The organism is Aquipuribacter sp. SD81, assembly GCF_037153975.1.
Taxonomy (GTDB): Bacteria; Actinomycetota; Actinomycetes; order Actinomycetales; family JBBAYJ01; genus Aquipuribacter.
Window position 1 is genome coordinate 79,893 of record NZ_JBBAYJ010000005.1, and the last position, 21,382, is coordinate 101,274.

A 21,382-nucleotide genomic window follows, 5' to 3' on the forward strand; every position below is an offset into this window, starting at 1 on the left:
GCTGAGTACCCCCCGTCCGCCGGCTCATGTACCGGCGGGGGTCCCGGGCTCGGGCAGCGGTGCCCCCGCGGGCAGGGTGGTCGGCAGGCCGAAGCGGGGGAACAGCCGCGTGTCGAGGAACGACGTGATGCCGCTGACGGCCCCGTCGTGCACCTCCAGCACGTGCACCGCCCACGCCGTGTGGCCCTTGGCGGGGTCCTCGAGGTCGACCATCCGGTACTGCGCGACGGCCGGGCAGCCGTTGGCGCCGCGCGTGCGCACGAGCCGCGACCCGCGGCAGCCGTGCCCGGGTCCGAGCATCCACGCGCCGATGTCCTCCGCGCCGCGCAGCCACATGGCGAAGGGGGGCATGTTCTGGGTGGCGTCCGCGTGCAGGAGGGCGACGAAGGCGTCGATGTCGTAGCGCTCGAACGCGTCGAGGTAGCGCTCGAGGAGGAGCTGGTGGCGCTCGTCGAGGGGGTCGAGCGGGGCCTCGCGGCGCCCGTCCTGGTGCTCGGCGAGGGTCGCCCGTGCCCGCTGCAGCAGGCTGTTGGCCGAGGCGGTGCTCACCTCGAGCAGCCGGGCGACCTCCTCCGCGCGCCAGCGCAGCACGTCGCGGAGGATGAGGACCGCGCGCTGCCGCGCCGGCAGGTGCTGCAGCGCGGCGACGAAGGCGAGCCGGACGGACTCGCGGTCGGCGGCGACGACGGCCGGGTCGACCCCCGAGGCGGCGCCGGCCGCGCCGACGGGCAGCGGCTCGAGCCACTCCTCGTGCGCGCGCACGTCGGCCAGGGACGCGGCCACCGGCTCGCTGGGGTCGCCGATCTCCAGCGGCCGGGCTCGCCGGGAGCGGCTGCCGATCGCGTCGATGCAGACGTTGGTCGCGATCCGGTACAGCCACGACCGCAGGCTCGAGCGGCCCTCGAACCGGTCGACGGCCCGCCACGCCCGGACCAGCGTGTCCTGCACGGCGTCCTCGGCGTCGTGCACCGAGCCGAGCATGCGGTAGCAGTAGCCGGTGAGCTCGCCGCGGAACGCGTCGAGGTCCACCTGTGCGGCCGCCGCGTCGAGCGTCTGCGTCATGACCGTGCCCCTCCGTCGTCGTGCTCCGCGAACGGTAGACCCCCGCGGCCGACACAGGGGGAGGCCTTTGCCCACCGTCCTCCGGACCGGGCTCCGGACCGACCCGGGTGGAGGGCCACGGGCCGGCAGACGGGTCCGGTCGGCATGGCGGCCGCGGGCCCGGGGTACTGCCCCGGCATGCCACGACACGACCTGACCGACGCCGAGCTCGACGAGCTGTGGGACGAGTTCCACACCGTCGTCAACATGACGAGCAAGGACCTGGCGGACTGGCTGCGCGTACGGGCTTCCGACGAGGACGCCGAGGCGTTCCTCGACGAGACCGGGCACATGCCGGGGCTGTCCACCGGCCAGCACGTGCTGCGCATCCTCGGCCGGCGCAAGACCGACCTCGACGAGGTGGACGTGACGACCATGGCGCGGGTCGTCGAGCGCGTCCGCTCGCAGCGGCGCGAGGACCTGGAGCCCACGGCGGGCGACGCCGCCTGGCGGCACAAGCTGATGACGATCGGCCACGACCCGCTGCAGCCGGCGGACTGAGCGCCGCCTCCGGGCGTGTGTCCGGGGGTCGGGGCAGGCTGTCGCCATGCAGCTGGACCACGTGCGAGAGCTCAAGGCGGCCTGGGCGGCGTGGGCGGCCGCCCCCACGCAGGCCCCCACCGACCGCGCCGGGGCGCGGCCCAGCGCGGCCGAGGCGCTCCCGCCGCCCGAGCCGGCCGCCGTGGCGCTGGGCGCCACGCGCACCGGGTCCGGCTACGGCCTCGCCGTGCGCTACCGGGAGGAGGGACCGGCCGTCAGCCGGCTCGTCGAGCGCATGCGCGAGGAGGTGGGCGAGGCCGAGCTCGACGTGCGGCACGTCGGTGCGGTGCGGGCGCTCGCCCTCGACCCGCAGTGGGCACCCGACCCGTCGTCGCGCGCCGCGGTCGACGTCGGCCGCCTCCGCTCGCGGCTGCGGCCGCTCGTCGTGGGGGCCTCGGTCGCGCACGAGCGCGTCACGGCCGGCACCGTCGGGGCGTTCGTACGGGCGGACGGCGCGTGGTTCGTGCTGTCCAACAGCCACGTGCTCGCCCGATCCGGGCTCGCCTCACCGGGTGACGTCGTGCTGCAGCCCGGCCCGGCCGACGGCGGGGTCGGGGCGGACCGGATCGGCGTCCTGGACCGGGCGGTCCCGCTGGCGGCGGAACGTGCGAACGCGGTCGACGCCGCCCTCGCGCGGCTGGACGACGGCGTCGAGGTCGACCTCTCCGGCGCACCCACGGCCACCGCGCTGCTCGACGGCGACGAGCCGGTCGAGAAGACAGGGCGCACGACAGGAGCGACGACGGGACGGGTGAGCGCGATCGAGGTCGACGACGTCGTCGTCGACTTCGGCCCGGGCGTCGGCCTGCTGCGCTTCGACGGGCAGGTCGAGGTGCAGGGCGAGGGCCGCTCCTTCTCCGCCGGTGGTGACTCCGGCTCCCTCGTCCGGCTCGCCGGCGGGGGTGCGGGCGTCGGCCTCCTCTTCGCCGGCAGCGAGCAGGGCGGGCCCGGTGGGACCGGACTCACCTACTGCAACGTGCTCGACGACGTGCTCGCCGCGCTCGGGGTGGCGCTCCCGACGTCCTGAGCGCCGGGGCGCGCACCCCTGGCGCACGTGGCCCTGCAGGGCCGACCATGCACAGGTGACCGACCGGGACGCCGCTCGCGCGGCCAAGGACCACCTGCGCACCAGGCTGCAGGGGCTGCCGGGGGTCGGGGGGATCGGCCTCGGGCGCCGGCACGGCGGCTACGTCATCACCGTGACGGTCGCCCGGGAGGAGACGTGCGCCCACGTGCCGGGGCACTACGAGGGGGTCGACGTGGAGGTCCGGGTGGGCGGCGCCGTGGCGGCGCTCCCCGCGGCGGGGACGGCGGACACGCACGAGGGTGCCCGCGAGGAGTAGCCCGCCCCGCCGCGCCCGCCGACGTGCAGGCCCGGACGCGCCGCCCGAGGATGGCGGACGTGGAGCTCGCGACCGCCGTCACGTACGCCACCGAGAACCGCCGCAGCGTGCTCATCACGCTGCGCCGCGACGGGAGGCCCCAGTCGTCGAACGTCATGCACGTCGTGGAGGACGGCAGCCTGCTCGTGTCCGTGACCGACGACCGGGCGAAGACGCGCAACGCCCGGCGCGACCCTCGGGTGTCGCTGCACGTGAGCGCACCGGACTTCTGGAGCTACGTCGTCATCGACGGGCGCGCCGAGCTGCTCCCGCCCGCCGAGGACCCCCACGACGAGACCGTCGAGGCACTGGTCCGGTACTACCGGCGCGCGGCCGGCGAGCACCCCGACTGGGACGAGTACCGCGAGGTCATGGTGCGGGAGCGGCGTCTGCTGCTCGCGGTCCGTCCCGAGCGCGCGTACGGGATGCTGCCGGGGGCGGGCGCGTGAGCGGCCTGCCGCAGGACGGGCCGGACGAGGCCCACCGGGTGCCCGACGGCGTCGGTCAGGACACCGTCGAGGCGCTCGGGAAGCTGAGCGAGGCGCTGGAGGCGCTCGAGGTCGCCCGCGGGCACCTGTACGAGTTCCACCGGCTGTCCGGGCGCACCGACATCCAGCTCGGCGACGCCCTGGACGCGCTGGAGGAGGCCGGGCACGGCGACCTCGCTGCCCGCGTGCGCGAGGACATGCACGGCCGCAACGTGCTGGCCGGACGGTGGACGTTCCAGGTGGTCGAGGAGTACGACGACGGCTACTGGTCGCGGTTCCGGCACTGGGAGGCCACGGCCCGCGAGGAGCTCGTCGGTGGGCGCCGGCACCTGCTGGAGGCGCAGATGAAGGAGGCCGAGCGCTCCCGCGGCCGCGAGGGCCACGAGGCGCGTCCGAACCCCTGACGGGAAGGCGCTACAGGCCCTCGGCCGCGAACGTGTCGCACGCGGCGAGCGTGCCCTCCTCGTAGCCGCGCGTGAACCAGCGCTGCCGCTCCTCGCTCGAGCCGTGCGTCCACGTGTGCGGGTCCACCTGGCCGCCGGAGGCCTCCTGGATGCGGTCGTCGCCGACCGCCTCGGCGGCCGACAGCGCGTCCGCGAGCTGCTCGGCCGTCACCGGCTCGAGGAACGTCACCCCGGTGTCGGGATCGACCGTCGTGGCGGCCGCGCCCACCCACATGCCCGCGAAGCAATCGGCCTGCAGCTCCAGGCGGACCTGGCCCGAGCCCGAGCCGGCCTGGCTGCGGTCGGTCGAGGACATGACCCCGGTGATGTTCTGGATGTGGTGGCCGTACTCGTGGGCCGTCACGTACATCTCCGCGAGCGGGCCGTCGGAGGCGCCGAAGCGGCTCTGCAGGGTGTCGTAGAAGGCGAGGTCGAGGTAGATCGACTGGTCGGGCGGGCAGTAGAACGGGCCGGTGGCGGCGCTCGCCTGCCCGCACCCGGACTGCGTCGAGTCCTGGAACTCGTAGACCTCCGGCCGCGGCACCTCGCCCTCGGCGCCGGCCTCGGCGAGGACGCTCGCCCAGTACGCGTCGAGCGACTGCACGGTCGCCGAGAGCCGGCACCGCTGGTCGGTGTTCGCCTGCTCGGCGGTGCACTGCCCGACGGTGCCCTCCTGCTCCTGCTGGCCGCCCCCGGCCGCCCCCTCGAGCACCGGCCCGATGTCGACGCCGGTGAACTGGAAGACGAGGAAGCCGACGACCGCGAGCAGCCCCGCACCGCCACCCGCGATCGCCCCGCCGCGCCGGCTGCGCACGCGGCCGCCCTCGAAGCTGCCGCCCTCGTTGAAGGTCACGACCGGACGCTAGGGCCGCCCGCTCTCCCGCGCGCGCCAGGTGCCGCGGTCGAGGCGGTTCATGACCGGCGTCGAGGTGACGCCGTGCACGAGCACCGACAGCAGGATGGTGAAGGCGACCGTCGCCCACAGCTCGCTGATCTCGCTGAACGCGCCCTCGCCGGCCGCGTACGCGAGGTAGTAGATGGAGCCGATCCCGCGCACGCCGAAGAAGCCCAGCGCGAGGTGCTGCCCGCGCGTCCCCTGCGCCCCGACGAGCGACAGGACGCCGCTGACCGGCCGGATGACGAGCACGAGGAGCACGGCCGTGGCCGCCCCCGCCCACGTGAGGTCGTCGAGCAGGCCGCGGGCCGAGGCGACGCCGAGCAGCAGGAGCAGGACCATCGTGAGGATCTGCTCGACCTGCTCGATGAACGAGTGGAGCACCTGGTGGTACTCGTGGTCGCGCTCGTGGCGGCGGATGGCGAGGGCGGCGGCGAAGACGGCGAGGAAGCCGTAGCCCTGCAGGGTCTCGGCGACGCCGTAGGCGAGCAGGACGGCACCGAGGGCGACGACCGCCTCCCCGGCCTCCGCGAAGCGCCACTCCGGGCGGGGCGCGCGGAAGGCCAGGCGCGCGAGCACCCACCCGACGGCCCAGCCGACCGCGACCCCTATGGCGATCTTGCCGACGAGCTCCCACGCGAGCCAGCGCCAGCCCCACTCGGCGACGCTCACCGTCGAGCCGACGAAGACGGCGAGGTAGACGAACGGGAAAGCGAGGCCGTCGTTGAGGCCCGCCTCGCTCGTGAGCCCGAACCGGACCTCGTCGTCCTCGCCGTCGTTGGGGCCCTGCAGCTGCACGTCGCCGGCGAGCACCGGGTCGGTGGGCGCGAGCACCGCGGCGAGCAGGAGCGCGCTCGCCGGCAGCAGGCCCATGAGCCCCCAGCCGAGCAGCGCGACGGCCGCGATGGTGAGCGGCATCGCGATGCCGAGCAGCCGCCACGTCGTGCCCCAGCGGCGCCACGAGAACGGGCGGTCGATGGCGAGCCCGACGCCGAGGATGGCGGTGATGACGGCGACCTCGGCGAGGCGCTCGGTGAGCTCGTCGCCGTTGAGGACGTCGATCTCCGGCAGCGGCAGCGGCAGCAGGCCGACGAGCAGCCCGACGGCGGTGAAGCCCATCGCCACCGACACCGCGTGGTTGCGGATGAGCCGCGGCAGGGCGGCCGCGACGACGAAGCCGAGCCCACCGACGACGTACACGACGTCCGAGCTCGTGATCTCGGGGGTCGGCAGCTCTGTCGTCGTCGCCGACAGCTGCACGACCAGGGCGTGGGGCTCCGGCACCGGCGAAGCCTGCCACGTACCGTGCCGTGGTGACGCAGCGGGAGCGGGACCTCGACGTCGTCGTCCACGGGGCGACCGGGTTCACCGGTCGGCTCGTCGCGCGCTACCTGCGCGACGCCGCCCCCGCCGGCGTCGCCGTGGGGCTGTCCGGCCGCTCGAGCGACCGGCTGCGCGAGGCGCGGGAGGCGCTCGGCCCCCGCGCCGCCGGGTGGCAGCTGCTCCGCACCGACAGCGCCGACGACGCCGACGTCGCTGCGCTCGCCGCCCGCGCGTCGGTGGTCGTGAGCACGGTGGGCCCCTACGCCCGCCACGGCCTGCCGCTGGTGCGCGCGTGCGCGGCCGCGGGCACCGACTACGTCGACCTCACGGGCGAGGTGCCGTTCATGCGCGCGAGCATCGACGCGGCGCACGAGGAGGCAGCACGCACCGGTGCGCGGGTGGTGCACGCGTGCGGCTTCGACTCCGTGCCCTCCGACCTCGGCGTGCACCTGCTCGCGCGGGCGGCGCGTGAGCACGGCCTCGGCACGCTGACCCGCACGAGGTTCGTGCTGACGGGCGCGAGCGGCGGGGTGAGCGGCGGCACGGTCGCGAGCGCCCGGGGCCTGCTGGAGAGCGCCGGGGAGGACCCGCGGACCCGCCGGCTCGTCGCCGACGCGTACGCCCTGAGCCCGGACCGCGGCCGGGAGCCGGACCGGACGGTGGCGGCCGGGCCGGGCGACGGCGCCGACCCCTCGGGGGTCGAGTGGGACCCGGTGACCGGCCGCTGGCTCGCGCCGTTCGTCATGCACCAGGTGAACAGCCGCGTCGTGCGGCGCTCCAACGCCGTGACCGGTTGGTCGTACGGCCGCGGGTTCACCTACCGGGAGGCGGTCGGGCTGCCCGGACGGTGGCGGGGCGCCCCGCTCGCCGCCGGGCTCGCGGCCGGCACCGCGGCCGTCGCGGCGGCGGCGTCGCTGCCGCCCACCCGTCGTCTGCTCGACGGCGTCCTCGAGCGTGTCCTGCCCGCGGCCGGGACCGGTCCGGACGAGCGGACGATGACGGAGGGGTGGTTCGCCGTCCGGCTGCACAGCACCACGAGCACCGGCCGGCTCGTGCAGGCGCGGATCCGCTCGCAGGGCGACCCCGGGTACGTCTCGACCGCACGCATGCTCGGGGAGTCCGCGCTCGCGCTCGTGCTCGACCGCGCCGGCCTGCCCGACCGCGCGGGCGTCCTCACGCCGGCCACGGCGCTCGGCGACGTGCTCGTCACCCGGCTGCGGGCGGCCGGCACGACGCTCGAGGTCCTCTAGCGCGAGCGCTCCGGCGGTCCGGGCGGCGACCCCCAGTCCTGCGCCAGGACGTCCCGCAGGGCCGCGACGTGGTCCTCGCCGACCCGCTCGGCGAGCTCGGCCTCCACGGCCACCAGCTCGCGACGCGCCCGCCGCACGACGGCGGCGCCGACACGCGTGAGGCGCACGACGCGCAGCCGGGCGTCGCGGGCGTCCGCGTCGGTGGTGAGGAGGCCGAGCGACACCAGCTCGGCGACCTGGCGGTGCATGGACTGGCGGGTGACCCCGACCCGACGGGCGAGGTCGGCGGTCGTCGAGCCCGCGGGTTCCAGGGCGGCGAAGACCTGCGCCTGGCTGCGGGTGAGCGCCACCCCGCCGTCGGCGAGCCGGGCGCGCAGCGCCTCGTCGAACCAGTCGGCGGCGCGCAGCAGCGCGAGCGCGAGGTTCGGCTCCGTCGTCCCGCCCGTGCCGCTCACGCCGCCAGTGTTGCGCATGACCGTCAGTCCGGCTGACAATCATGTCAGCGGGGCTGACGAGTGGTCGTCAGCGGGACTGACGGGAGACGGCGATGAGGATCGCGGTGACGGGGGCGACGGGTCGCACCGGCGTGCACGTGGTGCGGGAGCTGCGGGCGGCGGGGCACGAGGTCGTGGCGGTGGTCCGCGACCGTCGCAAGGCGGCGGACGTCCTGGGCGCCGCGGTCGTCGGCGGCGGGGTGGTCGTGGCGGAGGCGGACGTCACCGACCCGGGTCCGCTCGGCGCGGCCGTCGCCGGGACCGACGGTCTCGTGTCCGCGCTCGGCCCGGTGGGAGGCTCGCCGCCCGACCTCATGGCCCGCTCGGCCGACGCCGCGCTCGCCGCCGTACGGGCGCTGCCGAGGCGCCGGCTCGTGTGGCTGACCGGGGCGGGTGTGCGTCGCCCCGGCGACACCCCCGGCGTCCTGGACCGGCTGATCGTGGGCGTCATGACGGTGACGGCCGGCACAGTCCTCGCCGACAGCCGGGCCGGCGTGGCGCGCGTGGTCGCCGCCGACGACGTCGACTGGACGGTCGTGCGCGCACCCCGCCTCACCGACGGGGACGGGACCGGCTCGTGGCGCGTGGCCGACCGTGTCGGCGGCGGGCACGGGACGCAGCTGCCGCGGGCCGACCTGGGCCGCTACCTCGCGCGGCTCGTCACGGGGGAGGAGCAGCGCCACTCCTCGCCGGTCGTCTCCTCCTGAGGCGGCTCAGGCGGTGAACCGGACCTGCTGACCGGGACGGCACTGCGCGAGCCGGTCGACGTCCGTCCCGGTCGACCACGGCCCCGGCTCCGCGTCGACGACGTAGGCGAGCACGGGGTACCCGCCGGTGACGGGGTGGTCGGCGAGGAACACGACGGGGCGGCCCGACGGTGGCACCTGGACGGCCCCTCGCAGCAGCCCCTCGCTCGGCAGCTCCCCGGCGTCCGCGCGCGCCGGGACGGTGCCGTCGCCCTCGCCGAGCAGCCGGGCACCCACCCGGTCGCTGTCCGGCCCGACCGTCCAGGTGGTCGTGAGCAGCGCCCCCCACGCGCCGTCGGCCAGGCGGTCCGCGCGGGGACCGGGCAGCAGCCGCAGGGGCACTGGACCCTCGTGCAGACCGCGTCGCGGCGCGAGGTCGGTGTCCGGGACGGGCCCTGCCGGTGCGGGGCCGACCGCCGGCGCGTCGCCGGGCTCCAGCCGCGCGGGACCGAGCCCGGACAGCGTGTCGGTCGCCGCGGAGCCGAGCACGCGCGGGACGTCGAGACCGCCGCGGACGGCGACGTACGTGAGGAGTCCGGCGGCGGGCAGCCCGAGCCGCAGCTCGCCGCCCGCGCGCAGGTGGACCGCGGCGTCGACGGGGGCGCCGGCGCACGTCGCACCGGCGACGGCGACGAGCAGCGGTCGGCCGGCCCGGAGGTGCAGGCCACCGAGCGTCACCTCGAGTGCCGGTGCGCCCTCGGGGTTGCCGACGAGCCGGTTCGCGAGCCGCAGCGACGTGCGGTCCGCGGCGCCGGACCGGGTGACGCCGAGCCCCGCGTGCCCGGGACGGCCGAGGTCCTGCACCGTGCAGCGCGGGCCGGTCGCGAGGACCGTCAGCGCCGGGGCGCTCACGTGCCGACGTCCCGGAAGCGCACGCGGGTGCCGGGCGGCAGCAGGGCGGGCGGGTCGCGGTCGGTGTCCCACAGCGGCGCGTCGGTCGTGCCGAGGAGCTGCCACCCGCCGGGTGACGCCGTCGGGTACAGCCCGGTCCAGGGGCCCGCGAGCGCGACGGCGCCCGCCGGCACGCGCGTGCGCGGCTCGGCCCGACGGGGCACCTGCCAGTCGACGGCCGGCCCGTCCGTCGCGACGCAGTACGGGAACCCGGGCGCGAACCCGCAGAACGCGACGACCCACGTGGTGGCGGTGTGCGTCCCGACTAGTGCGGCGGGGTCGAGGCCGAGGTGCGCGGCGGTCTCGGCGAGGTCCTCGCCGTCGTAGCGGACGGGCACCTCGACGGTGCGGCCGGCTGCGGTCTCCGGTCCGCTGTCGCGGTTCGGTCGGGCACGCCGGGCGGCCTCGGCCACGGCACCCGGCGTGGTGACGGCCGGGTCGAGCACGACGAGCAGGGTGCGGGCCGCGGGCACGAGGTCGACGACCCCGGGCAGCGCCAGCGCGGCGACCGCGGCGTGCAGACGGAGGACCGCCGCGGTGTCGGCGACCTCGAGCAGCACCCCCCGCGACCCGGCGGGCAGCACGCGCACCGTCGTCCCGCCGGTCGCGCTCGGTCCCTCACTCACGCGAAGGCCGCCACCTCGACACCCGCGTCGTGCAGGGCGGCGCGGACGGCCCGGGCCGCCTCGACGGCGCCGGGGGAGTCGCCGTGCAGGCAGATCGAGCGGGCGTCGAGGACGATGTCGCCGCCGTCGGTGGTCGTCACGGGTGTGCCGGTGGCGACGGCGACGGCCCGGGCCACGACGGCGTCCGTGCCCGCGAGCAGGGCCCCGGGCTCCGTCCGCGGCACGAGGGTGCCGCCCGCCGTGTAGCCGCGGTCGGCGAAAGCCTCGCGGACGAAGGGCACCCCGGCCTCGGCGGCGAGCCGCTCGAGGACCGAGCCGGGCAGCCCGAGCAGCGGCACCCCGGCGCCGAGCGCGCGGGCGGCGTCGGCCGTCGCTGCGACCACGGCGCGCGCCTGCGCCTCGTGGTGCACGACGGCGTTGTACAGCGCCCCGTGCGGCTTCACGTAGCGGACGGTCGTGCCCTCCGCCGCCGCGATGCCCGCGAGCGCGGCGACCTGGTAGAGCAGGTCGTCGCGCAGCTCGCCGGGGTCGGCGTCGACGAAGCGGCGCCCGAAGCCCGCGAGGTCGCGGTACGACACCTGGGCGCCGACCGCCACGCCGCGCTCCGCGGCGAGCCGGCACACGCGGCGCATGGTCGAGGCGTCGCCCGCGTGGAAGCCGCACGCGACGTTCGCGCTCGTCACGACGTAGAGCAGGGCCTCGTCGTCGGTGAGCCGCCACACCCCGAAGCCCTCGCCGAGGTCGGCGTTGAGGTCGACGGTGCGGCGCTCCACGGACCCATCGTGCCGGGCCCGCTCGGTGCCGTCGCCCCTACCGTCGCTCAACCCGCGCGGCGCCGCCCGAGCTCCCACGACCAGCGGCGCCACACCCGCACCCGGCGGTGGCGGCGCCACACGGTGAAGACGCGCGCCGGCCCCGGATCCGTCGCGGCGGCCGGGTCCTGCCGCAGCTCGGCGAGCAGCCGGGTCACCCCGTGGTGGCGGCGCCCTCGATCGGCCACGGCGGCAGGTGAGGCGCTCACGAGCGTGGCGACCCCGGCGGCGACGGTGTCGTGTCCCGCGTCGAGCAGCTGCTCGCCCTGCGCGGCGGTCAGTCCGAGGCAGTCGAGCGTCTCGCGCAGCTCCCAGCGCTCCACGTCGCGCAGCCACAGCACCTCGCGCTGCGGGAGCGGCAGCGAGGCGAGGGTGTCGGCGAGGTCGGCCCAGTACGTCGGTGACCAGTGCGCCGACCAGGCGAGCGTCTCCCACGGCACATCGCCGACGACTGCCGGGTCCCGTACCGGTACGGGTCCGGCGGATGGCGCGTCTGCTCGTGGTGCCGTCACCGCGGCGGCCCTCGCGTACGTGACGAAGATGCCGGTGAGCCACGCGCGCAGGCTCGTGTGCCACGTGAACATGTCGAGGCCGGGCAGCGCGACCTGCCACGTGGTCGCGACGAGGGGGCCGACCGCGGCCTCGGGCACGTACAGCCGGCCGAGGCGTCGCATGGTCGGGTCGACGTGGTCGAGCAGCTCCTCGAAGGCGCGTCGGCTCCCGAGCCGGACCCCCTCGAAGAGGACGCCCTCGTCCGCCATGGAGGCATCGTCGTGCCGTCGACCGCGTCGGCGCTACACCTTGTCCAGATGGGGTGCCCCAGGGGGACATCCGGCCGGGCGAGGCATGCCGGGACGGCGGAGCAGAACCCGTGGTCGTGGGCTTCGTCGATGCGCACCGTCGTCGGTGGAGAGTCGGGCTGTGGGACGGCTCAGTCGGGCTGAGCGACGATCCAGAAGGGACCACCGTCGGGGCATGCGCTGGGGTAGTTCCATGACGGGTCCGGCGTCGAAGAACCCTCGCCGCCGCCCAGCTCGACGGAGTCTCCGTCGGCAAGTAGCTGGGTCCGTTCGTCGCTGGTGGCGAAGATCGGCACATACGGCTGCTGGTCACCTGTTGCATCAGCCGGGACGACAACAAGGCAGCCGTCGAGAATGTCGGCCGTGCCGGCGAGGAGAGCCGAGTCGCCGCCGGCGCCGGACGGCGGGTACGAAGCCACGGCCGCGCCGTCCTCACGGGCTGTGGAAGTCGCCCCGGCGATGGCCGACTGCCTCTCGGACGCCGCAGCCGCGCCCTCGTCCTGAGTCGTGGACGGCGACCCGCTGCAGCCGGCGACGAGCACTGCCAGAGTCACCGTCACGAGACAGCTGACAACCGGCGGTGCCGCGGTCTCGGCGAGCTTGCGTGACGACGACATCGGACGGCGGGCGGCGAGTCCTGCCATGGACCTTCGACGCTGTGGCGCGCCGCCCGGTTCCGCCCGTATGTGACCGCTGGACGATCCCTGGTTGGTGACCGTCCGCCAAGCCGACGGTCACCAGATGCCACCCGTGACGGAGGATCGCCAGTTCGGAGGAGTCGGTGTCGTTCTCCTGGCCAGGGGTGTGCCGGGACCCGCATGCTCGGCTAATGATCTCTGGCTGGCTAGCGGGCGTGGACACAGAGGAGCGGCGGTCGGTGAGCTTCAATACGGCCGTCGAGGTAGTGGTCGTCTGCGTGTTTGCCGCTGGCGCTGTGTTTCTCACGGTGATCGGGGCTGCTCCCGTGGTCGTAGCCCTGGCTGCGGCGACAGCAGGGGTCGAGTTGGGCTCACTTCTGCGTGGCGATGCAGATCGGCGGCGGGCGCGACGGCGCGAGCTGAGGGTCAATGAGCCTTCAGTTGCGGAGGCGTCCAGTGTCGACGCGCCTGACGACCCGTACGTGAGCGGGCCCGCTTAGAGCGTCTAGTTCGTCGCCGGAATCTCATGTGAAGCGTCAGAGACAGGCACCACGTCAGTTGCGGGGCTCGGGAGGCCGCCCCCCGCGGCCTGCCGATAATGAGGACCATCGCGCGTAGGCACATGGCTGCTGGACCGAAGTCGCGGTTGTCGACAGCGGTCCCTCTGTGGAGCGGCATGCAGAGCGTGCCGGTGACCGATCGGCTCGCGGAGAAGCCGGCCGGAGCGGCTTCAGAGTGCCAGGTGCAGACGCAGCGCGTCGTCGACCTCGGCCAGGTGCTGCCCGCCGAGCCGGCCCAGGGCGGCACCGATCCGCTGCACGGCAACCGACCGGACCTGTTCGGCCTGCGCCTTGGAGTCCCGTTCCAGACCCGTGTGCTCGGCACTGAGCACAACCTGGAACGGCCACACGCGCGACGTGTTGCTCGTCAAGGGCACCACCGTGACGACACTTCGCCCTGACCGTGCCGCCGCAGCGTTGGCGTGGTCGTTGCTGACGATCAGGGCGGGCCGGCGCTTGCTGGCCTCGCTCCCCAGAGCGGGGTCGAGGTCGACGAGACGGATCTCACCGCGCAGCATCGTCGAGGCCGTCCGCGGTGCTCGCTTCCCACCACGCTCGCTCGCCAGAGGCGTCCCACTCGGCGTAGGCCTCGGCGTAGGCGTGCAGCAAGTCCTTCTGGACGAGCCGCCGCAGGGCCTGCTGAACAGCTGCGGAACGGGAGGGCAGCCCCTCGGCGCGCACGTACTCGTCGAGGGTGGCGACATCGTCCTCGGTCAGGCTGACACTCAGCTTCATACCACGATGCTACCGTCTTGCTACTAGGCCGGGAGTCGCACCGGTCAGCGATCGACCACCGACGAGGGCCGTCGCGAGGGGATGGAGGTGGCCGTCACCACGGGATGAAGAGGTCGAAGGTGTCACCGATCACACGGGCCGGCGCCGGCTCCGATTCTGTAGTCGCCGATTGACCACGCTGTCGTGAGCGAGGCCGTTGCGTGGTCCGACCTCGATCTCCCGGTGATGCCACGGGTGGTGCTCGTGATCGGCGCGACAGTGACCCAGCGCAGCAGGTGCACCTTTGACTGCCGGGCAGGACACGAGCCGTCCGGCGGGTCCATGACGGGTCCCGCGGTCGGCCCGTCACCCTACGGTTCCGTCGTGGGACACGACCCCGCCGCTGTGACGGTCGCCAGGACCCACGACCTCGATGCTGTCGTCGCGCTGTACCGAGCCGTCGGCTGGACGGGCTACGCCGAGCGCCCGGACGTCCTCGCCGTAGCCCTCGCCGGCTCCTCGCGGGTGGTCACCGCCCACCGTGACGGCCGCCTGGTCGGGCTCGCCCGGGTCGTGTCCGACGGAGCGAGCGTGTGCTACCTGCAGGACGTCCTCGTGCACCCCGACGAGCGACGGCGAGGCACCGGCCGACAGCTGGTGCTGGCGGTGCTTCAGCCGTACGGCGCCGTGCGTCAGAAGGTGCTGCTCACCGACGACGAGCCCGGCCAGCGCGCGTTCTACGAGAGCCTCGGCTACTCGGAGGTGCGCGAGCACGGGGACGGCTCGCTGCGGGCGTTCGTCCGCTTCGACGGCTGAGGCGGCACTGCGACGAGAGCCAGGAGCGCTGACTCGTCGAGCACGTCGACCACCCGTCCGGCGTCTCGCCTGGCGCCACGTCCTCTTCGAGGACGTCCGGGAAGGACGCACCATCGAGGGCCTGCGGCTGAGCGACGTGGATGCCACGACGTCGGTGGTGCTCCGCGCCGAGGACTCGGCCTTCCTCCGGGTGCTGCTGCCCGTCGCGCTCGACGACGGGAGCACCGTCACGTACGGCGTGTGGGTGCAGGTCTCGGTCGAGGACCAGCACCGCGCCCGCTCCGTCTGGCACGCGCCCGAGTGCGCGGACCGGCGTCTGGAGGGGCAGCTCGCCAACAACGTCCCGCCGGGAGGGGTGCTCGATGCGCCGCTCACCGTCGTCGTCCGCGATCCCGACGAGGTTCGGCCCGACGATCTCGTCCGGGCCTGCGTGCTCGGTCCGGCGTGCCCCGGCGATCGACGTCGACGACATCGTCGTCGCGCTCCGCCGCCACGTGGTCGGCTGAGGGTGGACCGGCGCGGCCAGAGGACGGGACACGCCTGGCGGGGCGGATCACGCTAGATTCGTGTACATGACCACCCTGCCGTTGGCCGAGGTGCGGGCGCAGCTGTCCAAGCTCGTCGAGTCGGCGGTCGAGACCCACGAGCGCATCCACATCACGCGCAACGGACGCCCCGCGGCCGTCCTGCTGTCGGCGGAGGACTACGAGTCGTTGCTCGAGACGCTCGAGGTCCTCAGCGACCCCGAGGCGATGGCCGACCTCCAGGCCCACCGCGAGGCGCCTGACGACGTCGTCTCGTCGGAGGACATGCGGCGCCAGCTGCGCGAGGCCGGCCGCCTCCGGCAGTGAGATCCCGCGTCGAGTACAGCGCCGCCGCACGGCGCGCCCTCGCGTTCGACCTGCCCGAGGGCGTCGCGGCTGCCGCCTTCGAGTTCATCGAGGGTGCGCTGAGCGAGAACCCCCATCGAGTCGGCAAGGCGCTTCGGGGACCGTTGACCGGGCTGCACAGCGCCCGCCGTGGCGACTACCGGGTCCTCTACGAGATCCACGACGACCGCGTGGTCGTGCGCGTCGTGCGGGTGGGGCATCGACGTAGCGCCTACCGACGGCCGTGATGGTCGGGAGCACGCGCCATGACCTGCAGCGGGTCGCCCTGGTCGGCCTGCTCGTGACGCTCCCGGGTCTGCCGCTTCCACTCGCGCACGCAAGCTGTGTCGGCCCTCTGCTGGGCGTCGGTGCTGCGGTCGACGACACCGACCCGCCCGCGACCAGCGTGCTGCCCTTACCCGGGGCGGAGGTCGAGGTCTCCGGCGTCTGGTTCGTCGACGGCTGCGACGACACCGCAGGCGGCTGCGCCGTGCCCGTCGACGAGTCGAGACCACTGGACGGCGTCGAGCTCTTGCTCGAGCAGGACGGCAGGGCGTGGCTGCCCGGCACCCAGGATGCCTCGGGCGAGGACGAGGACTACCGCATCTCGTGGACGGTCCAGGTGCCCGCCGACGTCCGGACCGGTCCGGCGACGCTCCGGGCGGCCGGCGCGGAGCTGGCGGTCGAGATCGCCCGACGACGTTGACGCGGCCCGCGGTCGGTGGGAGCGCGCTGCGCCAGAGTGGAGGCGTGTCCGTCAGCAGCCCCGAACACGTGGTGGTGGCCGGTCTGCTGCGACGTGTCGGCCGAGCCCTCCTGGTCCACCGCTCGCCGTCGCGACGCTGGTACCCCGACGTCTGGGACCTGCCGGGTGGCCACGTCCGCCCCGGTGAGCAGCCGTCACGCGCACTGGAGCGAGAGCTCGAGGAGGAGCTTGGCGTCACCGTCACGGTCGCAGGTCAGCCGTTCGCCGACGTGCACGCGGTCGACTACCGCCTGAGCGTCTGGGTGATCGACCAGTGGGAGGGCGAGCCGGTCAACCGAGCCCCTCATGAGCACGATGCCGTGGCGTGGTTCGGCCGCGCCGACGTCGGAACCCTTCGCCTCGCCGACCGTCACGTGGCGGAGCTCGTGCGGTCTGCCCTCGCGGTCACAGGCGTGCCCTGATGGAAGCGGAGCCGCCAGGCGCCGTCGCCATGTACCCACACCGACGACCGGTTCGCCCGCTGCACGTCGCCGGCCACCCCGTTCGTCTGCACCTCGCTGACGTACGTCACGAGCGCTACGCCGTCCGCGAGCAGGCTCACCCGCAGGTCCACGAGACGGGCGTCGAGGACGTCACCCGTCATGGCGAGGATCTCGGCCCGGTCCCAGCGGCGACCCGACCTGCCGAACTCCGCGAAGTCGGGCGCGAGCACCGCGTCCATGTAGCGCCGGTCGAAGCGGGTCTCCGCACGCCATAGCGACTCCTCGAGGCGTCGTAGCTCCTCCTCCACGCACGGCAGCGTAGGTGGCTGGTCCCTCCGACCATTCGGGCGTCGAATGCCGCGCCGTCGAGACAGGTCGGCCCCTGTCGCTAAGGCGCCGACAGCCGCCGCCTCGTGGCCGACGGCGCGCGTAGTCGCCCGGGGCTACGTTGCGACGGTGACGACGGAGCCACGCCTGCGCCCCAGCTGGCAGGCGCGGGCGGTGACGCTGCTGATCCGGGCGACGCGGCGACGCCAGTTCGCCACCGAGAGGGCCGGGCGAGCCCTGCTCGCTCGAGGGAAGACGTCTTCCAGCCCGCCGGGCTCGGTCGCCTCGCGGCTGGACGTCAGCCGCCACGAGGTCGACGGCTTCGACGTCCACGTGGTGCGACCGCGGTCGGCAGTGGTCGGCGGGCTCGGACCGGTGGTCGTGTACCTCCACGGCGGCGCCTACGTCAGCGAGATCGTGTCCCAGCACTGGGCGCTCGTCGCCGACATGGCGGAGGCGACCGGGTGCGAGGTGCACGTGCCCGTGTACGGGCTCGCGCCAGAGCACCAGGCGCTGCGCGCGCTGGCGCTGGTCACGACCGTCGTCCGTGACCTCGCCCGTGACGGTCGCGCCGTCCACCTCGCGGGCGACTCCGCCGGCGGCGGGCTCGCCCTCGCGGCCGCACAGGCGATGGCGGCCGAGCACCGGCCGAGCGGTCTCACCCTCCTCGCGCGCTGGCTGGACCTGCGCATGGCCAACCCCGGCATCGACGCGGTCGAGCGGGTCGACCCGTGGCTGCACCGGGCCGGGCTGCGCCCCGTCGCCGACGCGTGGGCCGGCGACCTCGCGCTCGACGACCCGCGCGTGAGCCCGATCCTCGGCGACATGTCGGGGCTGCCGCCGGTCGACGTGTGGGTCGGTACCCGGGACATCACCCTCCCGGACTGCCGGCTGCTGTGGGACCGGCTCCCGGACACCGCCCGCGGCTTCGTCCACGTGGCACCCGGCGCCATCCACGTGTTCCCGCTGCTGCCGACCCCCGAGGGACGAAGCCGCCCGCCGCGCCCTGCTGGCCGAGGTGCGCTCGCGGGTTCACGCGACGCCGTAGGCCCGGGCGTCAGCGCCCCGCGGCCACCGCCGCGATGCCGGCCACCTGCTCCGGCGTCACCCGGCAGCAGCCGCCCACGAGCCGCGCGCCCGCGGCGAGCCACCCGTCGGCGAGCCCCTCGACCGGCTCGGGGGACCCGCGCCAGACCCGGGCCGCGCCGTCCCACACCTCGCCCGAGTTCGGGTACACGACCGTCGCGCCGAGCGCGGCGGCAGTCGTCGCGACACCCGGCTCGCAGCAGTTGACGCCGACCGCCACGACGCGCGGGTGGGCCGCGACCTCGGCGACGCGCGCGGCGTCGACGGGCTCGCCGCGGCGGGTGCGCAGCCGGGACGGCTCGGTCGGGTCGGCGACCGCGGTGAGACTCACCCACACGTCGGCGCCGGCGGCCTCGGCCGCGTCGAGCATCGCCTCGACCTCGAGCCAGCCCGGCACCGTCTCGCACGCGAGCACGTCGGCGCCCGCCTCGACGAGCAGCGCCATCCGTTCGGCGTGGAAGGCCCGGAGCGCCGCCCGGTCGAGGCGGCCGGGCGCGGACGGGTCGAGGTAGTCGCCGGTGTACTCCTGCCCGCCGGCGAGCACCGCGCCGTACGGCCCGACGGACCCCGCGACCCACACCTCGCCGGGCGCGCCACGTCCGACGAGGTCCGCCGCCTCCCGCGCCCGGGTCACCGACGAGGCGATGAGTCGGCGCGCCTCGGCCGGCGCCGCCCCGTGCGCGACGAGCCCGTCGACGCTCGCCTGGTACGACGCCGTCACGAGCACCTCCGCCCCTGCGCGCAGGTGGTCGGCGTGGGCGGTCACGACCGCTCCCGGGTCGTCGCGCAGCAGCCGCGCGGACCACAGGTCGTCCGACAGGTCGTGGCCGAGGGTCTCCAGGTGCGTGGCGAGGCCGCCGTCGAGCACGAGGGGCCGGGTCGCCAGGGCGTCGGCGACTGCGCTCACGCGTGCTCGAGCCCGGCGGCGAGCCGCTCCAGCGGCAGCGCGCGCATCGAGCGCGGGGTCGCGAGGAACGGCACGGCCGCGTGGTACCCCCGCTCCTCCAGGACCCCGGGGCGGCGCCCGAGCGCGTCGAGCCCGGCGAGCACGGCGGGGCGCTCGTCGTCGAACATGCGCCGCTGCGTGACGGGGCAGCCGTCGGCGACCTGGACGGTGTAGCCGCGCTGCTCGAGCTCGGTGGCGACCGGGCGCAGGTCGACCCAGCGCAGCACCAGCCCGCACACCCACGGCTGCTCGTCGGCGGCGTCGACGACGCGGGCGAAGGTCCGCGCGCCGACGTAGCCGACGCCGCCCGTCACGACCGCCCCCGTCACCGGAGCGAGGACCGACAGGTCGACGTCGGGGTCGGCCTCGGTGTCGGCGGCCACGCCACCGTCGAGCAGGCCCGCGGCGAGGCCGTACTCGACGGCCGGGGCGGACGCGTCGAGGCCGAGCACCGTGACGGCGTCCGGGCGGCGCCGGGTGGCGAAGAACTCGCGGTCGCGGCGGACCAGCGCGTCGCGGTCGAGGTCGGCGGTGGCGGGGTCCGCCCAGTGAGAGAACAGCTCGTCCTCGTCGAGGTCGTGGTTGAGCAGCGCGGCGTCCTGCCCGTACGAGCAGCACACGTCCGCCACGACGCTCGCGTCGTCGCCCGGGGCGCCCGGCCCGCCCTCGCCGTCGGCGAGCGCCTCCACCAGCCGGCGGAACAGCCGCGCGCCCGTGCCGACCACGCCGTACTCGAGCGTGCGGAAGTAGGAGAAGTACGGCCGGGGGTCCGGGGCGGTGTAGAGCGCGGTGAAGTCGCGCTTTCCCGGGGTGCCCGTCGCCGTCGTCATGTCGTCCTCCCGCTCCACGTCAGTGCTCTCTCGACAGCACGGCGAGCGCGGCGCTTCTTCCCGGGATGCCGCTCACCCCGCCGCCGCGACGGGCGCCGGCCCCGGCGAGCAGCACCCGCTCGTGAGCGGTCTCCACGCCCCAGGAGCCGACCTCGGACGCATCGGTCGCCCACGGCCACGACAGGTCGCGGTGGAAGATGTGGCCGCCGGGCAGGCCGACCTCTCGTTCGAGGTCGACGGGCGTGCGGGCCTCCAGGCAGGGCCGGCCGTCGCCGTCGGTGGCGAGCACGTCCTCCAGCGGCTCGGCGAGCACGCTGCCGATCGAGCGGAGGGTGGCCGCCAGCGCCTCGGCGCGGGCGCGCTCCGGGTCGTCGCGGAACAGCCGGGCGGGCATGTGCAGCCCGAACAGCGTCATGGTGTGCGCGGCGGAGTTCCGCAGACCCGGACCGAGGATCGACCGGTCCGACAGCGTGTGGCAGTACACCTCGCACGGCGGCAGCGACGGGATGCGCCCGGCGTCGGCCTCGGCGAAGGCCGTCGCGAGCTGGGCCGCCGTCTCGTTGACGTGGAACGTGCCGGCGAAGGCGTCCTCGGGTCGGACGGCGTCGTCGCGCAGCCGGGGAAGGCGGGTGAGCAGCATGTTGACCTTCAGCTGCGCGCCCTCCGGGGCGGTGGCGACGTCGTGGCTGCCGGTAGCGAGTCCGTCGGCCCCGGCGCCCGCGGCGGCCAGGGCGCTCGCGAGGTGGGCGGGCGCACCCGCCCAGACGACCGTGCGGGCGGTGACGGTCTCCTCGGTACCGTCCGCGTCGACGGTGAGCCGGCCGTCGGGGTCGAGCGCGACGACCCGCGCCCCCGTCCGCAGCGCGGCACCCGCGGCCTCGGCCGCGCGCGCGAGGGCACCGCTGACGGCGCCCATCCCGCCGACCGGGACGTCCCAGTCACCGGTGCCGCCACCGACCACGTGGTAGAGGAAGCAGCGGTTGGCGCGCAGGTCCGTCATCGTGTCGGCGAAGGTGCCGATGAGGGCGTCGGTGAGCACGACCCCGCGCACGAGGTCGTCGTCGATCCGCGACCCGACCTCGCGGCCGACGGGCTCCTCGACCAAGGCCCGCCAGAGCCGCTCCCCGACCGCCTCGCGCACGTCGCGGGCGCGGGGCAGCGGCCCGGTGACGGTCGGCCACACCACCTCGGCGAGCCGGGCGGTGTCGGCGTAGAAGGCGTCCCACGCCGCGGCGTCGGCTTCGGCGCCCACCCGTGCGAACGAGGCGGCGGTCGCGTCGCGGTCGTCGGCGACGAGCAGGCCGGTGCGCCCCTCGGTGCGCGGGTCCGGCGTGTACGACGACACCGACCGGCGCACGAGCCGCACGTCGAGGTCGAGCTCGGTGACGACCTGCCGCGGCAGCAGGCTCACGAGGTAGGAGTAGCGGGACAGCCGCGCGTCGACGCCGGGGAAGACCGGCGCGCTCACGCTCGCGCCGCCGACGTGGTCGGCGGCCTCCAGCAGCAGCACGGACCGTCCGGCGCGGGCGAGGTAGGCCGCCGCGGTCAGGCCGTTGTGGCCGCCGCCGACGACCACGACGTCGTGGGAGCTCGTGGGCACCGCCCCATCCTGCCGGG

General features: G+C 75.4%; 28 protein-coding genes and 1 pseudogene. 14 read left to right on the forward strand and 15 right to left on the reverse strand.

Features of this window, described 5'->3' with window-relative positions; genetic code table 11:
* Window positions 1–24: 24 nt before the first annotated feature.
* Window positions 25–1,062: a sigma-70 family RNA polymerase sigma factor gene (locus WAA21_RS04375; RefSeq protein ID WP_336921539.1), complete on the reverse strand. Its 1,038-nt coding sequence runs from the start codon at window positions 1,060–1,062 to the stop codon at window positions 25–27.
* A 177-nt stretch (window positions 1,063–1,239) separates the two neighbouring features.
* Between WAA21_RS04375 and WAA21_RS04380 the strand changes: the two genes are divergently transcribed.
* From WAA21_RS04380 to WAA21_RS04400, 5 genes are read left to right on the forward strand one after another with little or no spacing between them, the layout of a single operon-like run.
* Window positions 1,240–1,602 carry a DUF3140 domain-containing protein gene (locus WAA21_RS04380; RefSeq protein ID WP_336921540.1) on the forward strand — a complete coding sequence of 121 codons (363 nt, stop codon included), beginning with the start codon at window positions 1,240–1,242 and terminating at the stop codon, window positions 1,600–1,602.
* A gap of 46 nt (window positions 1,603–1,648) precedes the next feature.
* Complete coding sequence (locus tag WAA21_RS04385) at window positions 1,649–2,668, forward strand: hypothetical protein (protein WP_336921541.1); 1,020 nt, start codon at window positions 1,649–1,651, stop codon at window positions 2,666–2,668.
* 55 nt (window positions 2,669–2,723) lie between these two features.
* Window positions 2,724–2,984 carry a hypothetical protein gene (locus tag WAA21_RS04390; RefSeq protein WP_336921542.1) on the forward strand — a complete coding sequence of 87 codons (261 nt, stop codon included), beginning with the start codon at window positions 2,724–2,726 and terminating at the stop codon, window positions 2,982–2,984.
* A gap of 59 nt (window positions 2,985–3,043) precedes the next feature.
* On the forward strand, window positions 3,044–3,472 hold the full coding sequence (locus WAA21_RS04395; protein ID WP_336921543.1) for a PPOX class F420-dependent oxidoreductase: 429 nt from the start codon (window positions 3,044–3,046) through the stop codon (window positions 3,470–3,472).
* The gene (locus WAA21_RS04400) at window positions 3,469–3,915 is read left to right on the forward strand and encodes a hypothetical protein (protein WP_336921544.1); all 447 of its coding nucleotides are present in this window, start codon (window positions 3,469–3,471) and stop codon (window positions 3,913–3,915) included. Before WAA21_RS04395 ends, WAA21_RS04400 begins: the two co-directional genes overlap by 4 nt.
* A 10-nt stretch (window positions 3,916–3,925) precedes the next feature.
* Here WAA21_RS04400 and ypfJ read toward each other — a convergent pair whose 3' ends face one another.
* Both ypfJ and WAA21_RS04410 read right to left on the reverse strand, forming a co-directional pair.
* The gene (gene ypfJ / locus WAA21_RS04405; protein WP_336921545.1) at window positions 3,926–4,807 is read right to left on the reverse strand and encodes a KPN_02809 family neutral zinc metallopeptidase; all 882 of its coding nucleotides are present in this window, start codon (window positions 4,805–4,807) and stop codon (window positions 3,926–3,928) included.
* Window positions 4,808–4,816: 9 nt separating this feature from the next.
* Window positions 4,817–6,133, reverse strand: coding sequence for a cation:proton antiporter (locus WAA21_RS04410; RefSeq protein WP_336921546.1), 1,317 nt, complete (start codon window positions 6,131–6,133; stop codon window positions 4,817–4,819).
* A gap of 29 nt (window positions 6,134–6,162) precedes the next feature.
* Between WAA21_RS04410 and WAA21_RS04415 the strand changes: the two genes are divergently transcribed.
* Window positions 6,163–7,422: a saccharopine dehydrogenase family protein gene (locus WAA21_RS04415; RefSeq protein WP_336921547.1), complete on the forward strand. Its 1,260-nt coding sequence runs from the start codon at window positions 6,163–6,165 to the stop codon at window positions 7,420–7,422.
* Here the strand turns inward: WAA21_RS04415 and WAA21_RS04420 are convergent.
* Window positions 7,419–7,877 (reverse strand): MarR family winged helix-turn-helix transcriptional regulator, encoded by a 459-nt coding sequence (locus WAA21_RS04420; protein ID WP_336921548.1) that lies wholly within the window; start codon window positions 7,875–7,877, stop codon window positions 7,419–7,421. The genes WAA21_RS04415 and WAA21_RS04420 overlap by 4 nt on opposite strands.
* A gap of 92 nt (window positions 7,878–7,969) precedes the next feature.
* Here WAA21_RS04420 and WAA21_RS04425 point away from each other — a divergent pair, with 92 nt between their 5' ends.
* A complete protein-coding gene (locus tag WAA21_RS04425; RefSeq protein ID WP_336921549.1) occupies window positions 7,970–8,623 on the forward strand; it encodes an NAD(P)-dependent oxidoreductase in 654 nt (217 codons plus the stop codon).
* A gap of 6 nt (window positions 8,624–8,629) precedes the next feature.
* Here the strand turns inward: WAA21_RS04425 and WAA21_RS04430 are convergent, their stop codons facing one another.
* The 7 genes from WAA21_RS04430 to WAA21_RS04460 all read right to left on the reverse strand — a co-directional run bounded on the left by WAA21_RS04430 (window position 8,630) and on the right by WAA21_RS04460 (window position 13,724).
* Window positions 8,630–9,514: a biotin-dependent carboxyltransferase family protein gene (locus tag WAA21_RS04430; RefSeq protein ID WP_336921550.1), complete on the reverse strand. Its 885-nt coding sequence runs from the start codon at window positions 9,512–9,514 to the stop codon at window positions 8,630–8,632.
* Window positions 9,511–10,179: a 5-oxoprolinase subunit B family protein gene (locus WAA21_RS04435; protein WP_336921551.1), complete on the reverse strand. Its 669-nt coding sequence runs from the start codon at window positions 10,177–10,179 to the stop codon at window positions 9,511–9,513. The genes WAA21_RS04430 and WAA21_RS04435 overlap by 4 nt, the downstream gene beginning before the upstream one ends.
* The gene (locus tag WAA21_RS04440; protein ID WP_336921552.1) at window positions 10,176–10,952 is read right to left on the reverse strand and encodes a LamB/YcsF family protein; all 777 of its coding nucleotides are present in this window, start codon (window positions 10,950–10,952) and stop codon (window positions 10,176–10,178) included. Before WAA21_RS04440 ends, WAA21_RS04435 begins: the two co-directional genes overlap by 4 nt.
* A gap of 47 nt (window positions 10,953–10,999) precedes the next feature.
* Complete coding sequence (locus WAA21_RS04445) at window positions 11,000–11,752, reverse strand: RNA polymerase sigma factor (RefSeq protein WP_336921553.1); 753 nt, start codon at window positions 11,750–11,752, stop codon at window positions 11,000–11,002.
* A gap of 170 nt (window positions 11,753–11,922) precedes the next feature.
* Window positions 11,923–12,435, reverse strand: coding sequence for a hypothetical protein (locus tag WAA21_RS04450; RefSeq protein ID WP_336921554.1), 513 nt, complete (start codon window positions 12,433–12,435; stop codon window positions 11,923–11,925).
* 724 nt (window positions 12,436–13,159) lie between these two features.
* Entirely contained in the window at window positions 13,160–13,507 is a 348-nt protein-coding gene (locus WAA21_RS04455) for a type II toxin-antitoxin system PemK/MazF family toxin (RefSeq protein WP_336921555.1), read from the reverse strand.
* On the reverse strand, window positions 13,494–13,724 hold the full coding sequence (locus tag WAA21_RS04460) for a ribbon-helix-helix domain-containing protein (RefSeq protein ID WP_336921556.1): 231 nt from the start codon (window positions 13,722–13,724) through the stop codon (window positions 13,494–13,496). The genes WAA21_RS04455 and WAA21_RS04460 overlap by 14 nt, the downstream gene beginning before the upstream one ends.
* A gap of 363 nt (window positions 13,725–14,087) precedes the next feature.
* Here WAA21_RS04460 and WAA21_RS04465 point away from each other — a divergent pair, with 363 nt between their 5' ends.
* The 6 genes from WAA21_RS04465 (at window position 14,088) to WAA21_RS04485 (ending at window position 16,555) form a co-directional block, all read left to right on the forward strand.
* A complete protein-coding gene (locus WAA21_RS04465; protein ID WP_336921557.1) occupies window positions 14,088–14,519 on the forward strand; it encodes a GNAT family N-acetyltransferase in 432 nt (143 codons plus the stop codon).
* Between the two features lie 157 nt (window positions 14,520–14,676).
* Window positions 14,677–15,081, forward strand: coding sequence for a DUF2199 domain-containing protein (locus tag WAA21_RS17925; protein ID WP_442893227.1), 405 nt, complete (start codon window positions 14,677–14,679; stop codon window positions 15,079–15,081).
* 10 nt (window positions 15,082–15,091) lie between these two features.
* Window positions 15,092–15,370, forward strand: a complete 279-nt coding sequence (locus WAA21_RS04470) for a type II toxin-antitoxin system Phd/YefM family antitoxin (protein WP_336921558.1) — start codon at window positions 15,092–15,094, stop codon at window positions 15,368–15,370.
* Window positions 15,367–15,636 carry a type II toxin-antitoxin system RelE family toxin gene (locus WAA21_RS04475; RefSeq protein ID WP_336921559.1) on the forward strand — a complete coding sequence of 90 codons (270 nt, stop codon included), beginning with the start codon at window positions 15,367–15,369 and terminating at the stop codon, window positions 15,634–15,636. The genes WAA21_RS04470 and WAA21_RS04475 overlap by 4 nt, the downstream gene beginning before the upstream one ends.
* Window positions 15,636–16,094: a hypothetical protein gene (locus tag WAA21_RS04480; protein ID WP_336921560.1), complete on the forward strand. Its 459-nt coding sequence runs from the start codon at window positions 15,636–15,638 to the stop codon at window positions 16,092–16,094. Before WAA21_RS04475 ends, WAA21_RS04480 begins: the two co-directional genes overlap by 1 nt.
* Before the next feature lie 74 nt (window positions 16,095–16,168).
* Complete coding sequence (locus tag WAA21_RS04485; protein ID WP_336921640.1) at window positions 16,169–16,555, forward strand: NUDIX domain-containing protein; 387 nt, start codon at window positions 16,169–16,171, stop codon at window positions 16,553–16,555.
* Here the strand turns inward: WAA21_RS04485 and WAA21_RS04490 are convergent.
* The gene (locus WAA21_RS04490; RefSeq protein ID WP_336921561.1) at window positions 16,504–16,884 is read right to left on the reverse strand and encodes a nuclear transport factor 2 family protein; all 381 of its coding nucleotides are present in this window, start codon (window positions 16,882–16,884) and stop codon (window positions 16,504–16,506) included. The two genes, WAA21_RS04485 and WAA21_RS04490, sit on opposite strands and share 52 nt — an antisense overlap.
* 46 nt (window positions 16,885–16,930) lie before the next feature.
* On the opposite strand from WAA21_RS04490, the pseudogene WAA21_RS04495 reads away from it, so the two are divergent.
* Window positions 16,931–17,809 (forward strand): annotated as a pseudogene (locus WAA21_RS04495) (alpha/beta hydrolase fold domain-containing protein); the annotation flags it as partial.
* Window positions 17,810–17,960: 151 nt separating this feature from the next.
* On the opposite strand, the gene mmuM reads toward WAA21_RS04495, so the two are convergent.
* Genes mmuM through WAA21_RS04510 form a run of 3 tightly spaced genes read right to left on the reverse strand, consistent with a single transcriptional unit; the run spans window position 17,961 to window position 21,365 of the window.
* Window positions 17,961–18,896 (reverse strand): homocysteine S-methyltransferase, encoded by a 936-nt coding sequence (gene mmuM, locus WAA21_RS04500; RefSeq protein ID WP_336921562.1) that lies wholly within the window; start codon window positions 18,894–18,896, stop codon window positions 17,961–17,963.
* On the reverse strand, window positions 18,893–19,765 hold the full coding sequence (locus WAA21_RS04505) for a hypothetical protein (RefSeq protein ID WP_336921563.1): 873 nt from the start codon (window positions 19,763–19,765) through the stop codon (window positions 18,893–18,895). The genes mmuM and WAA21_RS04505 overlap by 4 nt, the downstream gene beginning before the upstream one ends.
* A gap of 19 nt (window positions 19,766–19,784) precedes the next feature.
* Window positions 19,785–21,365, reverse strand: coding sequence for a phytoene desaturase family protein (locus WAA21_RS04510; RefSeq protein WP_336921564.1), 1,581 nt, complete (start codon window positions 21,363–21,365; stop codon window positions 19,785–19,787).
* Window positions 21,366–21,382 lie beyond the last annotated feature (17 nt).

Bases quoted from the DNA above. Each gene is read 5' to 3' on its own strand.
- WAA21_RS04375 (WP_336921539.1), bottom strand. From the start codon at position 1,062: ATGACGCAGACGCTCGACGCGGCGGCCGCACAGGTGGACCTCGACGCG.
- WAA21_RS04380 (WP_336921540.1), top strand. From the start codon at position 1,240: ATGCCACGACACGACCTGACCGACGCCGAGCTCGACGAGCTGTGGGAC.
- WAA21_RS04385 (WP_336921541.1), top strand. From the start codon at position 1,649: ATGCAGCTGGACCACGTGCGAGAGCTCAAGGCGGCCTGGGCGGCGTGG.
- WAA21_RS04425 (WP_336921549.1), top strand. From the start codon at position 7,970: ATGAGGATCGCGGTGACGGGGGCGACGGGTCGCACCGGCGTGCACGTG.
- WAA21_RS04445 (WP_336921553.1), bottom strand. From the start codon at position 11,752: ATGGCGGACGAGGGCGTCCTCTTCGAGGGGGTCCGGCTCGGGAGCCGA.
- WAA21_RS04450 (WP_336921554.1), bottom strand. From the start codon at position 12,435: ATGGCAGGACTCGCCGCCCGCCGTCCGATGTCGTCGTCACGCAAGCTC.
- WAA21_RS04455 (WP_336921555.1), bottom strand. From the start codon at position 13,507: ATGCTGCGCGGTGAGATCCGTCTCGTCGACCTCGACCCCGCTCTGGGG.
- WAA21_RS04460 (WP_336921556.1), bottom strand. From the start codon at position 13,724: ATGAAGCTGAGTGTCAGCCTGACCGAGGACGATGTCGCCACCCTCGAC.
- WAA21_RS04470 (WP_336921558.1), top strand. From the start codon at position 15,092: ATGACCACCCTGCCGTTGGCCGAGGTGCGGGCGCAGCTGTCCAAGCTC.
- WAA21_RS04480 (WP_336921560.1), top strand. From the start codon at position 15,636: ATGGTCGGGAGCACGCGCCATGACCTGCAGCGGGTCGCCCTGGTCGGC.
- WAA21_RS04505 (WP_336921563.1), bottom strand. From the start codon at position 19,765: ATGACGACGGCGACGGGCACCCCGGGAAAGCGCGACTTCACCGCGCTC.